Raw genomic sequence first — 13,371 nt, 5'->3', positions numbered from 1 at the left:
TACCCCCTATTCCCCAAGGACATTTTCGGGAGGCATCGTGCCACTTGAGTTGTGACGGCAGAAGGATACGCCGGGTTCAGGAGTGGCCAGGAAAGTCGAATCGGCGGTTGAGCCGGGAGGGCGGTGCGGAGAGGCTTGCAACAAAAGTGGCCCCTGGCATTAAACCATTGGGGCCACTTCTTTTGGACATAGGCTTGATCGTGCGGTTAAACCCTTTGCACGTTGGCGGCCTGAAGACCTTTCGGTCCCTTCACGACGTCGAACGTCACGCTATCGCCTTCCGCCAGGGATTTGAACCCGTCGCCGCTGATCGCGGAGAAGTGACAGAAAACATCGTCACCGTTCTCCTGCTCCAGAAAACCAAACCCCTTGCTGTCGTTGAACCATTTTACAGTACCGTTTGCCATGTGATTCTTTCTCCAAGTGTTGCTGATTGTGTTCGGCAACGTGCCGAATTTAAAAGCCACCGTAACAGCTATGGATAACTTAAGCAAGCTATTTAATACCTGTGTTTACGAAATAAATTCGTCAACGGTAACCATTTTTATGCTTTTGCATACGAAGCGATAAAGAGTAATACGGACTTGGCCTTGTATAATACCCTATGCAAACAGCAACTTGAGAGATAAACATATGATCCGATTCTGAAAAAATTGAAACTGCTTGCTATTTCAATGACGGTAATTCAGTATGTCCCGACGGCTTGATTCAAAAGCTGTGCAGAAAAAAACATTGTCCGCGCGACACGAAGCGCATCTTTTTTGTGAAGGAGCGCCCATGGCACACACGAATTTCAAGTTTCAGAAGCGTCAAAAAGAATTGGACCGGAAGAAGAAACAGGACGAAAAAGTGCTGCGCAAGCAGCAGAAGGACACCGACCCTGAGGCCGAGACTGAAGATCTGCCCCTGGCGGACACTGTGATCGAGGCGTAACGAAGCACGGGACCAACCCGCAGGCTGGTCCCTTCTTCATTCATGCCTCCATGGAGGTTATGTCTTCTATTTACTCCCCTTCACCGCGTGCATCGTCCATGGCCCGCGCGTTGAGATCTGCACAACGGTTTCCTCTTCGACCCAGGCGTTGTGGACCGTCTTCGGTTTGATCGAGAAGTAACTCCCCGCCGGGAGCAGGACGGGATTTTCCTGCGTCGCGCCCATTGCCAGCTTGATGGTCCCGGAAATCACCGTCACCCTCTCGACGTTGTCATGGAAATGCGGCGCTATCCGCGCCCCCGCCGGCAGTTTGAGCCTCGCCACGAAGAATCCGGGCTTGGACAGGTCCCCCTCAAGCACGGCCATCTGCGCGCCTGGCATGGCCGGGGGACCTGCCTGCCACTGTATGTCGTTCGGTACGACGATGATCGTTTTTACCGCCGACTGCGCCATCTTCTTCTCGTGCGCGGCACCGCTTCCGGCCAGCGAAAAGAAGATCACCACCAGAAGTAACATCATCCTTTTCATGTTGTCCTCCTATTGCCTCCTCAACAGCCGTATACCGCTGATTTTCCTCCTGCATATCCCCATTTTACCGGCCGCGGCTCCCGTCGCGCTACACAAAACGACACGACCAACGCCTGCCGTGCCCCTATCCGAAAATAATTCTTTACACTACTCACAAATATGAATAAAATTCGTCCAGAAAGGTGTAAACAAGAATGTTCGACGAAATAGACATCCACATACTGGAAATCCTTCAGGAGAAGGCGAGGATACCCAACGCCGAAGTCGCAAGGCAGGTCGGCATGGCGCCGTCGGCGGTGCTGGAGCGCATCCGCAAGCTGGAGGAGCGCGGCATCATCGAGGGATACGAGGTGCGGCTGAACCCCGCCTGCTTCCACCAGGGGCTATCCGCCTTCGTGCAGGTGGAAAGCGACGGCGCAGCGACGGCACAGGCGCTCGCCGAGGTCCCCTCGGTCCAGGAGGTGCACCAGGTGGTAGGCCCGGACGGGTTCCTCGTCAAGCTTAGAACCGCCGACCACACCACCCTAGCCAGGATACTCGGGGAGATCAGAGCCCTCGAGGGAGTCAGGTCGATCAGGACTCAGGTGGTCCTGGAAACGGTGAAGGAGACCAGGCGGGTGGATCTTACCGAACACAACGGCAACGGCCGTCACTGATATATCGAACGCAACAGAAACCATCTAAATACTGCGAAGGAGAATCACGATCATGCCGATGTCCGCTTCTTTCAAAGACCGTCTGTTCCCCAGGCTCCCCGAGATCGACAAGCACTTCAACACCCCGTTCCACATCTACGATGAAACCGGCATCAGGGAGACAGGCGCAGGCCTCGTCAAGGCCTTCTCCGGCATCCCCGGTTTCCGCGAATTCTTCGCGGTCAAGGCGCTCCCGAACCGCGAGATCCTGAAGCTCATGAAGGAAATGGGGTTCGGCTTCGACTGCAGCTCGATCCCGGAAGTGATCCTCGCCCGTGAGCTCGGCGCAAAGCCCGAAGACATCATGTTCACCTCCAACAACACAAGCCGTGAGGAGTTCGATTTCGCGGCCAAGGACGGCGGCTGCATCCTGAACCTCGACGACATCTCCCTCGTGGACAAGGTGCCGGTCTTCCCCGAGCTGATCTGCTTCCGCTACAACCCGGGCCCGCGCCGCACCGGCAACGTCATCATCGGCAACCCGGAGGAGGCGAAGTACGGCGTCTCCCACGAGCAGGTGGTCGAGGCGTATCGCAAGGCCAAGGAGCGCGGCGCCACCCGTTTCGGCCTGCACACCATGGTCGCCTCCAACGAGCTCGACTACACCTACATCGTCGAGACGGCGCGCATGGTCCTCGAGGTGGCGGCTGAGGTCGAGGCGGCCCTCGGCATCACCTTCGAGTTCGTGAACGTCGGCGGCGGCTTCGGCATCCCCTACCGCCCGGATCAGAAGGCGCTCGACCTGAACACAATGTCCGCCGAGATCACCGCGCTCTTCAACGCCTTCCGCGAGCGCCACGGCCACGCACCTGCCATGTTCATGGAGAGCGGCCGTTTCATGACCGGCCCGCACGGCGCCCTGGTCTCCACCGCCATCAACAGCAAGGACACCTACAGAAAGTACATTGGCCTCGACGCCTGCATGTCCTCGCTCATGCGCCCGGCGCTCTACGGCTCCTATCACCACATCGACGTCCTCGGCAAAGAAGGCGTTGAGCGCAGCGAGGTGTACGACGTGGTCGGCTCGCTGTGCGAGAACAACGACAAGTTCGCCATCCAGCGCGAGCTCCCCCCGATCGAGGACGGCGACCTGGTGGTGATCCACGACTCCGGCGCCCACGGTCACGCCATGGGCTTTCAGTACAACGGGCGTCTGCGCCCGAAGGAGCTCATGCTGCGCGCCGACGGCAGCGTCGAACTGATCCGCCGTGCCGAGACCCTGGAAGACTACTTCGCCACCTACAACTTCGAGCCGAGCGTGCTGAAGCCGTAGGTTCCTGATGCGCTGACTGAAGGACCAATCTCCGAAAACAACAAAGGCACCCGCCATCGTGGGTGCCTTTGTCATTATTGCAGCAATACCATCCGTCCTTGCGCCGGGGCATTTACGGCGCAGGGAAATACCACTCCCCCTGCAGCTACCCCCAGCACCCCTTACCATCAGGCGCGGACGCCATTAAGAGATGGACCGATCCGTCGCCCGCAGATACGCCTCGGCCTCAGCCGCGGGCATCGGTCTCGCGTACAGGTACCCCTGCACCTCGTCGCAGTGACACGCACGGAGCTTTGCTTCCTCCTCCTTCGACTCGACCCCTTCCGCGATCACGGTTACCCCCATGCTGTGACCGATGGCGACGATGGCCTTCACGATGCCGGCGGCGTCCTCGCGAATGGTGATGTCGCGGACGAAGGACTGATCGATCTTGATACGATCCACGGAGAAGTTTTTCATGTAGCTCAAGGAGGAATACCCGGTCCCGAAGTCATCGATGGATATCTTCACACCCAGCGACTTGAACATGCGCAGAAGCGCCACCGATTCCGCGGCGTTGTCCATCAGCATGCTTTCGGTGAGCTCCAGGTCGAGGAACCTGGGCTCCAGCCCGGTCTCGAGCAGGGTCTCCACCACCATCTCCGAAAAATCCTCCTGCATGACCTGCTTTATCGAGACGTTGACGCTGATGGCGATGGGGTGCCCGTTCAGGTGCCACTGCTTGCATTGCGCGCATGCCGTCTTCAGCACCCACGCCCCCAGCTCCCTGATGAGACCGGTCTGCTCCGCGACCGGTATGAAGCGGGCGGGGGCCACGGCGCCCAGGTTCTCATCGTACCAGCGGGCGAGCGCCTCCATGGCGACCACCCTCCCAGTTTTCAATTGAATCTGCGGCTGGTAGTGCACTGAGATCTGCTCCTTCTCGAGCGCCTCGCGCAACGCCCGCTCGATGGCGGCCCGCTCCTGCGCCTTCATGTTCAGCGTCTCGGAGAAGAACTGGTACTGGTTCCCCCCTGCCCCCTTGGCCGCATACATGGCGAGGTCGGCGTTTTTAAGGAGCGTGGCGATGTCGGAGCCGTCCTCGGGGAAGAGCACTATGCCGATGCTCGCCCCGGTGTATATCTGGCGGCCGTCGACCTCGAAGGGGTCCTTCACGAGCGCGAGGAGCTTCTCCGCGAGTGTTGCCGCTCCTTCGGGGCCTGTTACCGAGGAGCAGAGGATGGCGAACTCGTCGCCACCAAGCCTCGCGAAGGTGTCGCTTGCACGCACGATGCCGCTTATACGGTGCACCACGAGCTGGAGCAGGGCGTCCCCGGCGTGGTGTCCCATGGTGTCGTTCACGTCTTTGAAGTGATCGAGGTCGAAGAAGAGGATGGCGAAGAATTCACCGTAGCGCCGGCAGCGCGCAAGGGCCTGCGCGGTGCGGTCGTAGAACAGGGTCCGGTTGGCGAGGCCGGTCAACTGGTCGAAGTAGGCGAGGTTATGCACCTCCTGTTCCGCCTGCTTGCGCTTCGTGACGTCGTGGCTCAGGCAGAGGAAGCGCTCCTTCGCCCCGTTGTGGTCGAGCATGGTTGCGCTGAGGCTCACGTGCAGTTGCCGGCCGTCCCTTGAAGAAAGCATCGCCTCCTCCTCGACCAGCCCCGCACTCGCCGTCACCGTGGCGACCAGGGCTTCGCCCCTGTGCCGCTCCAGGAACAGGTCCGCAAACGGACGTCCGACCAGTTCCTCCCGCGCGTAACCGAACATCAGCTCCGTTGCGCGGTTTACGTCGAGGATCATGCCGTCGCCGGAAACGACGGTCAGGGCCTCCGGCATGGTGGCGATGACGCTGTCGAGATAGCTGTTGGCGGCATCAAGCTCCGAGTCGTACTCCCTGAGTCTCTCCACCATCGCATTGAAGCACATGGAGACGGAGGTGATCTCGTCGTGCGCCGTCACGGGAAGCACGATGTCGCGTCGCCCCGCGGCGACCTGGAGTGCCGCCTCCTTGAGGAGGCGCATCCTGCGGGAGATGGAGAGGGAGATGGCGAGTCCCGAGGCAAGGGCGCCGATAATGGCGACAATCGAAAGGACCGCTAACAACTTGAGCGCACTGGTGAGGCTCTCGAAGGTGCCGGCCACATGGCGGCCGAGGGTTCCCATCTCTTGGTCGTGCGCGGAGTTCACCTCCTTCAGGAACTCCTGTTCCGCGCGTTCGAAACGCTCCTTCGCGTCGAGCAAACGCCGCGACGAAGAACGCGCATCGACGACGGCGAGGTAGTCCCGGGACGCCGCGAGCAGGGCCTTTCCGGTCCGCTCGATGGGGTGCGGTTTCCTCCCCTGCGCCAGCATGGTCCTGCAGGCGGCGAGGCTAATAAGGAACCGCTCTCTCCCCTCCTCGATGAGCCGGACCTCCTCCTGCCGTGCGTCACCGCGACGCTTCCCGTGCTCCTCCCCCGTCACCGTCGTGAGAAAGGCGTACTCCATCGAGGAGGAGACGATGCGCAACCCGGCGTAGCGCAGATCCTTCAAGGCGAGCAGATGCGGGATCACCTCGCGGTTTACCTTATTGAAGCTGTCTTTGACATGCTGGGCGCCGCTGATACCTCCAACGGCGAGGATGAGGGTGGCACAGATGACGGCCAGGTAGCTAAATAGGAGTTTGAGCCAAAGTTGCATAGGGAAGTCTCACGCGATACAGGATCAGACACCCCTATCGTATCGGCCGGTGAGGATAAAACGTTAATGATAATCGCCGCGCCGCACGAAAAAGGCGCCCGGGGATGCCGGACGCCTTTTTCCGTCTCTATTCTCACCTCGTTATTGCCCCAGCGCGTGCCTCAAATCCTCATCCGGCGTTGTGATCGGGCCGAGATCGTAATTTTGCACCAGGAAGTCGAGCACTGCCGGCGAGACGTAGGCCGGCAGCGTGGGACCGAGCCGGATCCCCTTTATGCCGAGATGGAGCAGGGTGAGCAGGATCACGTGCGCCTTCTGCTCATACCAGGAGAGGATCATGGAGAGCGGAAGGTCGTTCACCTCGCACTGAAAGGCGTCCGCCAGTGCAACGGCGATGCGGATCGCAGAGTAGGCGTCGTTGCACTGCCCGACGTCGAGCAGGCGGGGGATGCCGCCGATATCGCCGAACTCGAGCCGGTTGAAGCGGTTCTTGCCGCAGGCAAGGGTAAGGATCACGCAGTCCTTGGGCACCTTCTCAGCCAGTTCCGTGTAGTAGTTTCTTCCCGCCTTCGCCCCGTCGCAGCCGCCGATCAGGAAGAAGCGCTTCACCAGGCCGTTTTTCACCGCATCCACCACGGTCCCCGCCACCTTGAACACCGCCTCGTGTCCGAATCCCACGAGGATCTCCTGCCCCGGGTTCTCAGGCAGGTCGGGTAGCGCGAGGGCCTTGTCGATAACCGGGGTGAAATCGTGCCCTTCGAGGTGCGGGATGCCGGGCCAGGCCACCTCGCCCCAGGTGAAGAGACGGTCGGTGTAGGAGGGGTCCGGTTTCTGGATGCAGTTGGTGTTGAAGACGATGGCCCCCTTGAAGTCGGGGAGCTCACGGGCCTGGTTCTGCCAAGCGGTGCCGAAGTGTCCGGCGAAATGCGGGTACTTCCTGAGCCCGGGGTAGCCGTTGGCGGGAAGCATCTCGCCATGGGTGTAGACGTAGATCCCCTTCCCCTCGCTCTGCTTCAGGATCTCCTCCAGCATCGGGAGGTCGTGCCCAGAGACGACGATCCCCTTCCCGCCGCGCGTCCCGAGGTTCACCTTCATCGGCTCGGGAGCCTGGAAGTTCTCGGCGTGGCCGTCGTAGAGCAGCTCCATGGTGCGCAGGTTCCACTTGCCGCACTCAAGGGAGAGGTTGACGAACTCCTCGAGGGGCGTCGCACCGTTCGTCGTCGCGGCGAGGGAGCGGTGGATGAATTCGTAGACGCCATCGTCCTCCTTCCCCATCTCGGCGGCGTGCCACGCGAAGGCTCCCATGCCCAAGAGCCCGTAGATGAGGATCTCGATGGTGGAGAGAAGATTAGGATCCTGGTGCCAGGTGAGGACGCCGTGCTCCTTCCCCTGATCGATTAGCGCCTGCGTCCCCGCTGCGGGCTGCCACAGGGCCGCCTCCTCGGTCAATTGCGGTGCCTCTCCTCCCTTTTGCTGCCGGTAGGTCTGTTCGTAGAGGGACTTCGCCTTCTCCTTCATCTGGTAGCACTTCTGCAGGCGCCGGGCGATGTCTTCGGGGTCGAAGTTCACGTTGGTGACCCTGGTGAAGAGTCCGTCCAGCATGAAGCGATCCACCTCCTGGTCTTTCGCCCCCAGTTCCCTCGCCCCGCTCGCGTAGAGTGCAACCCCCTGCAGCCCGTGGATCATCAGGTCCAGCAGTGCCGAAACCTGCGGGTCCTTGCCGCAGTTTCCCATCACGTCACACCCCACCCCGCGGGCCGCCTGCTCACATTGCCGACAAAACATCGCGCTTGCCATTTACGCCTCCCTTGAAAGATTGGAATTTTCCAACCACAGAGTTTTGCAGAAGCGTTTCTTTTTTCAACTACAAAAAGGCAAGGGAGCCAAGATCGGGCGCAAAAGAGCGCGAGGAGTGCGATGTGGCAAGGGGTGAGGCATGCACGGGGCAGGAGCGGGGTATGGCGTAAACTCAGTGAGGAAGAGACGGGAGAAGGTCGGCCAACACAGCGGCGACTTCCGAGGCGCGGTAAGGTTTCGCCATGGTCGCCTTAAAACCGAACGCGGCGTAATCGGACATGATCGGGTCGTTGGAGTAGCCGCTTGAGACGATGAGGCAGGCGTTCTTGTCGATCTCCAGGATGTGCCCGGCCGCCTCCTTCCCCCCCATTCCCCCGGGTATGGTCAGATCCATGATCACCGCATCAAAGGGTGCAGCGTCCTCAATGGCGGCGGTGTAGAACTCCACCGCCTCGCTGCCGTTGCAGCAGGTAATGACCGTGCATCCCAAAGCAGCGAGGATCTCGGCCATGAGATCGCGGATCATCTGCTCGTCATCCATTACGAGGACCTTGCGTGCCGTGTGCTTTACCGTGGCCATCTGCGCCTGTGCCGGTTCCTTCTTCGCTGCGGCCTCCGTCCTGGCGGCCGGCAGCAGTATCTCAAGGGTGGTTCCCTGGTCCGGCTGCGAGTGCACGGTGATGTAACCGCCATGCCTCGTGATGACCGAGTGTGCTGAGGAGAGTCCCAACCCCTTCCCTCCCCCCTTCGTGGTGAAATAGGGATCGAAGATCCTCTTCTGATCCTCTGCCGAGATGCCGCACCCGGTGTCGGTGAACAGTAGCTTGACGTAAGCCCCGGATGGAAGGGCGAAACGGTTTTCGTCGGCCAGGGAGATGTTCATGGCGCTCACGGTAAAGGTACCTCCCCGCGGCATCGCCTGCACCGCATTTATCGCGATATTGTTGAGGACCTGGTGCATCTGCCCCTCGTCGACCTCTATCAGGTGCAGGTTGCCCGGAATATCCAGGACGCTCAGCACGCTCGTCCCACGCAGCGCGAGGGACACCGCCTCCTCGATCAAGTGCCTTGCAGCAACACACTTTTTGATCGGCTTCCCACCCTTGGCGAAGGTGAGGAGCTGGGTGGAGAGTTCAGAGGCTCGCTGACACGCCTTCTCCGCCTGCTGGAGGAGCTTTTTCCCGCGCTCCGGCTCATCGAGGGTCATTTGGGCCAGGGTGATGTTCCCCATGATGCCGGTCAGGATGTTGTTGAAGTCGTGGGCGATACCGCCTGCCAGTACCCCAAGCGATTCCAGCTTCTGCATCTTCAGGAGTTCCTGCTGCGACTTCTCACGCTCCGTGATGTCGCTGTTGATCTCCATGATGCGCCACGGGCGGTTTTCCCTGTCGACCTGCAGCACCCACCTGCTGTTGACGACGATGTCGGCGCCCGCAGCCGTGGTGTGGGTGAGCCTTCCTTCCCAGCGCCCTTTGCTGCGCAGTTCCTCGTAGACCTCCTCCTGCGCTTTCGGGAAGCGGGTCGCCAAAAGCGGGTGGATCACCTTACCGATCGCCTCTTCCGGCGCGTATCCGTAGATGGCCGCCGCCCCCTGGTTCCAGTACAGGATGGTTCCTTGCATATCGAGCAAAACGATGGCGTCGTGGGCAAGGTCAAGCAGATCGGACTTCTCCCGCAGCACATCTTCCTTCTTCATCCGTTCCTGCAGCTCGAAGCAAAGCGCCTCGGCCATCTCGTCGAAGCAAAGCCCAAGCCTCCCGAGTTCCCCCCCTCCCGCATCCTGTCCGACCCTGACCTCCAGGTCCCCACCGGCCAGGGCGCGCGAGGCGTGCTCCAAGGCGCTGATCCGGTTCACGATGAGCCGTTTGCTGAGCCAGATGTTGAGCCAGAATACCGAGACCAGGATCAGGAACATGACCCCCAGGTTGAGGATGAACTCCCGGTTCGCCCCCTCGAGCATGATGTCGACCGGTGTCCCCCCCCTGATGTAGGCGTAGGGGGGAAGCTCCGGTCTGAGCCGGATTTTACGGTAGGCAGACAGACGATGGATGCCGTCGTTTGAGACGATGTCGATGATCCCCGCCTCCGGCCCGTTCTTCATCTTCTCGAAGTGGTTGGTCCGGTCCGACTTGCCGATGAACTTTTCGGGGTCGATGGTTCTATAGAGAAAGGTACCTTTGTGGTCAAAAATGCCGAACGAGGTGCCGGCCGGGAGCTTGGCCGCCTCCAGCAGGTTGCCGACGTTGGTGAGGTCGATGCCGAAGAGGATCGCCCCGTCAAAGGCGCCGGTCGCGTCCTTGAGCGGATAGGCGAAGTTGATGATGGGTTTTTTGCTGGCTCTCCCCACGGTGTACTCCCCGGGCGAGAAATGGCCGCTGTCCCTGGCGTCCTTGAAGGCCTTCCTGTCCGCGAGGGACACCGGCCTGCCACTGGGCAGTGCGGTCGCCCAGGTCATCCCCTGGCGATCCACTATCATGATGTTCGCGTACATAGGGAACTTTTTCTGCAGCCCGGCGAGCAGTTGGTCAACTGCGGCGGCTTCCTTGCTACGCACCTGCGGCATGAGGGAGAGGAGCTCCATCGTCTGCTCTGCCGCCTCGACCTTGCTGTTGAGCTCTGAGGCTATGTTGTCAAGGAGGTAGGTGGTCGCACGGGTGGAGAGGCGCAGGTCGTCGGCGCGCCCCTGCAGCCCGGCATGGATAATCAGGGCGACCGAGGGGAGCGCCATGATCATCAACATGCACACAATCAGAAGATGAATCGGTAGTGATTTCAACCAATGCATTACAAGAATCCCACTCTCAGAGGGCACAAACACACATCACTTCTAGAATTAACGAACAAAAATAATAATTGATCATGAGTTCAATGTCAAAATTACTTTTCGGGATCTTTCGAATGTTCAGGGTCGAATTGGATTCCGGCCACTCGTACTGCCCCACCCCGGAGGCAGGGTTGCCTAACCCAGTCCTGTGCCTATACTTGCCGTGACCCGCTACGGCACGGCGGCCAAGGGAGGTATCGCATGCACCGCATCGCACGGAGCGCGCTTATGACCGTCATCATACTCTCGACATTCACCGCAAACGGAGATGCACTGACAGGGCTCAACCAGTGCGGCCCCGGCAACGCCCCGCCACTCGTGCTGCGCTGCAGCCGGAACCAACTGCTGTTAGGGTACCGAAACGCCGCGGGGGCCTGCCTCTGGGTCTGCTGCACGCCCAACAGCGACAGCGGGACGTACGACTGCTCAGGCGACCCCACCCCTTCCGACTACAAGATGGACCTCCGCAAGGTCCAGCCCCGCCCCTGGAGGAGTATCTTCACCGTCCCACCTGTTTTTGAAAAAGAGGAGTGAGCTTCAGCAAAAATCGTCGCAGTAACATCCACATATTGGTCTGTATCTTCATGGTTCTTCCGTGATAAAATTTTCTTGTAGCAAAAGAGAGAACGGACGCAAACAAGCACCACGAACGGCGTAAGCCCGGAGGTGGATCATGAGATCCAGTACAAAAGATACAACAAAGGGTGCCCTGCACGAAGCAAAGGGCAAAGTAAAGGAAAGTATCGGCAGCGCCTTCCGGAACGTTTCTCTGGAAGCCGAAGGCAAGGGGGAAAAAGTAGCCGGTAAAGTGCAGAAAAACATCGGCAAGGCCGAAAAGAACATAGAGGATGATCTGGACGTGGAAAGAAGCCGTAAAGGCAGGATCTAAGGTTTCCTGTCCAAGTCGTGACGAAGAAAAGGGGACGCCGAACGGCGCCCCCTTTTTTGTTGAGTCATCACCGGTTCCTGTTGCCGTGGGCGCCGCGTTGCGTCGGTTTAGGGTGAAGCATTCATTAACCATTAAAGAAAGCCGCACGTAACGTCGATAAAACTACCGACTGTGCTTTCGTCTCTTCCCATCGGATAACGTACAGAAAATACCACTGGAGTGCCACTTGTACGACAAGGTAAAAATACTGATAGTTGACGACGAGGAGATGAATAGGGAATTGCTAGTCGCCCTGCTTGAAGACCTCGGCCAAGTTGTCACGGCAGGAAACGGCAAGCTTGCCCTGCTGGAGATCGAGAAAAGTCCCGATTTCGACCTGGTGCTCCTCGACCTGCACATGCCTGAGATGGACGGCTTCGAGACGCTACGGACCCTGAAAAAGCACCTTACATGGCGCGAGATACCGGTCATCATCGTCACGACGAGCAGGGCCGACGTGAAGGAGACCCTCGCCATTGGCGCGAACGACTTTGTGGCAAAGCCTTACGACTGTGAGGAACTGCGCCTGCGCGCGATGAACCAGCTAAAGAGCAAGAAGCTCCAGGACCTCTACAAGGACCTGAGCGGGCACCTCGAAGCGGAAGTGCTGCGCAAGACAGCAGACCTCAGGAAGGCGCTCGCCATAGCTCAGGAGGCGGAATACGAGATCACTCTGAGGCTTGGGCGGGCCGCCGAATTCCGCGACATGGAAACGGGACTGCACACAAGGCGCATCAGCGAGATGTCGGAGCTTCTGGCACAATTAGCCGGGATAAGCCATGAGGATTGCGAGCTTTTGCGTTTCGCCTCCCCACTGCACGACGTAGGCAAGGTAGGGATCCCGGACCGCATCCTGCTGAAACCAGGAAAGCTCACCCGGGAGGAGATGGACATCATGCGCCTGCATACGGTGATCGGGGGGAGGATCCTGAGCCACGCGAAAAGCTACCCCTCCCTGGAGATGGGACACATCATCGCCCTTCAGCACCATGAGAAATGGGACGGCACCGGGTACCCGAACGGCATGGCAGGGGAGGCGATCCACATCTTCGCCCGCATCGTATCCATAGTCGACGTCTACGACGCCCTTTCCTCCGAACGCCCCTACAAGCCGCCGTTCTCGAGAGAGAAAACGCTGGAGATCATGAGCGAGGGAAAGGGGACCTTTTTCGACCCCGTACTGCTCGATCACTTCATCAGCCACATCGACGCCTTTGCCGCTATCAGGGAAAACCTGAGGGATCAGGACCAGGAGCCGGACAGTGAACTCGGCGCGCTGGCCATGCTCGCCTGAGAGGTGTGCCGCCCCCCGAGTGTAGGACGCGAAGGAGAAAGGAAATAACGGAGCGTTAGCCGGGGAGAGGGGTTCCGCAGTAGGGGCAGACGGTGCAGGATGCGTCGACGTAACGCCGGCAGGGTTCGAAAACGCACTGTTTTGGCTGCCTCCCCGCTGGCGCTACGGGCGCTTCGGTGGTAACGGGGACGACATGGACCGGTTCGCTCTGGGCGGCCTCTTTGAGGGGGATACACTCCAGCGCTTCTTCCATCTGGAGCTTGCGTTTTTCCACGTTCTTCGCTTTCTTCAACTTGCCGTTTTTCGACATGCTTCACTTCCATGGAGCGGGCAGTAAAAAGGGGTTGCCCAACGCGGGCAGCCCCTTGCCGCATGCATCTGCAGGATTTCGGGACTCGGAGCTATATCAGACCCCGAAGCCGAATGCAAGCGTTACGTCCG

Annotated in this window: 12 protein-coding genes; 6 read left to right on the top strand and 6 right to left on the bottom strand. The window is 59.7% G+C overall.

All coding sequences use genetic code 11. The features are described from left to right. Nucleotides 1-206 precede the first annotated feature (206 nt). Entirely contained in the window at nt 207-407 is a 201-nt protein-coding gene (locus tag E4633_RS14740; protein WP_135871276.1) for a cold-shock protein, read from the bottom strand. 370 nt (nt 408-777) lie between these two features. Here E4633_RS14740 and E4633_RS20630 point away from each other — a divergent pair, with 370 nt between their 5' ends. Further along, nucleotides 778-933: a hypothetical protein gene (locus tag E4633_RS20630; RefSeq protein ID WP_198419452.1), complete on the top strand. Its 156-nt coding sequence runs from the start codon at nt 778-780 to the stop codon at nt 931-933. 66 nt (nt 934-999) lie between these two features. On the opposite strand, the gene E4633_RS14735 is transcribed toward E4633_RS20630, so the two are convergent. Beyond that, complete coding sequence (locus E4633_RS14735) at nt 1,000-1,461, bottom strand: cupin domain-containing protein (RefSeq protein ID WP_135871274.1); 462 nt, start codon at nt 1,459-1,461, stop codon at nt 1,000-1,002. Nucleotides 1,462-1,655: 194 nt separating this feature from the next. On the opposite strand from E4633_RS14735, the gene E4633_RS14730 reads away from it, so the two are divergent. Together E4633_RS14730 and E4633_RS14725 are read left to right on the top strand one after the other, a co-directional pair. Beyond that, nucleotides 1,656-2,117, top strand: coding sequence for an Lrp/AsnC family transcriptional regulator (locus E4633_RS14730; protein ID WP_135871272.1), 462 nt, complete (start codon nt 1,656-1,658; stop codon nt 2,115-2,117). Between the two features lie 52 nt (nt 2,118-2,169). Beyond that, entirely contained in the window at nt 2,170-3,429 is a 1,260-nt protein-coding gene (locus E4633_RS14725) for a diaminopimelate decarboxylase (RefSeq protein WP_135871270.1), read from the top strand. Between the two features lie 183 nt (nt 3,430-3,612). On the opposite strand, the gene E4633_RS20895 is transcribed toward E4633_RS14725, so the two are convergent. From E4633_RS20895 to E4633_RS14710, 3 genes are all read right to left on the bottom strand, one after another. Beyond that, a complete protein-coding gene (locus E4633_RS20895) occupies nt 3,613-6,087 on the bottom strand; it encodes a putative bifunctional diguanylate cyclase/phosphodiesterase (protein ID WP_135871268.1) in 2,475 nt (824 codons plus the stop codon). A 141-nt stretch (nt 6,088-6,228) separates the two neighbouring features. Then, nucleotides 6,229-7,884, bottom strand: coding sequence for a hydroxylamine reductase (gene hcp / locus E4633_RS14715; RefSeq protein WP_135871266.1), 1,656 nt, complete (start codon nt 7,882-7,884; stop codon nt 6,229-6,231). A 172-nt stretch (nt 7,885-8,056) separates the two neighbouring features. Continuing rightward, the gene (locus tag E4633_RS14710; RefSeq protein WP_162605002.1) at nt 8,057-10,624 is read right to left on the bottom strand and encodes a hybrid sensor histidine kinase/response regulator; all 2,568 of its coding nucleotides are present in this window, start codon (nt 10,622-10,624) and stop codon (nt 8,057-8,059) included. Between the two features lie 285 nt (nt 10,625-10,909). On the opposite strand from E4633_RS14710, the gene E4633_RS14705 reads away from it, so the two are divergent. The 3 genes from E4633_RS14705 (at nt 10,910) to E4633_RS14695 (ending at nt 12,930) form a co-directional block, all read left to right on the top strand. Next, nucleotides 10,910-11,242, top strand: a complete 333-nt coding sequence (locus tag E4633_RS14705; protein ID WP_135871262.1) for a hypothetical protein — start codon at nt 10,910-10,912, stop codon at nt 11,240-11,242. Between the two features lie 139 nt (nt 11,243-11,381). Further along, nucleotides 11,382-11,597, top strand: coding sequence for a CsbD family protein (locus tag E4633_RS14700; protein WP_129126465.1), 216 nt, complete (start codon nt 11,382-11,384; stop codon nt 11,595-11,597). A gap of 226 nt (nt 11,598-11,823) precedes the next feature. After that, nucleotides 11,824-12,930, top strand: a complete 1,107-nt coding sequence (locus tag E4633_RS14695; RefSeq protein ID WP_135871260.1) for a response regulator — start codon at nt 11,824-11,826, stop codon at nt 12,928-12,930. Between the two features lie 55 nt (nt 12,931-12,985). Here E4633_RS14695 and E4633_RS14690 read toward each other — a convergent pair whose 3' ends face one another. Continuing rightward, on the bottom strand, nt 12,986-13,240 hold the full coding sequence (locus E4633_RS14690) for a hypothetical protein (RefSeq protein ID WP_135871258.1): 255 nt from the start codon (nt 13,238-13,240) through the stop codon (nt 12,986-12,988). Between the last annotated feature and the right edge of the window lie 131 nt (nt 13,241-13,371).

It is taken from the genome of Geomonas terrae (genome assembly GCF_004791675.1).
In the GTDB taxonomy this organism is placed as follows: domain Bacteria; phylum Desulfobacterota; class Desulfuromonadia; order Geobacterales; family Geobacteraceae; genus Geomonas; species Geomonas edaphica.
This window is presented reverse-complemented; position numbering and strand designations above follow the sequence as displayed.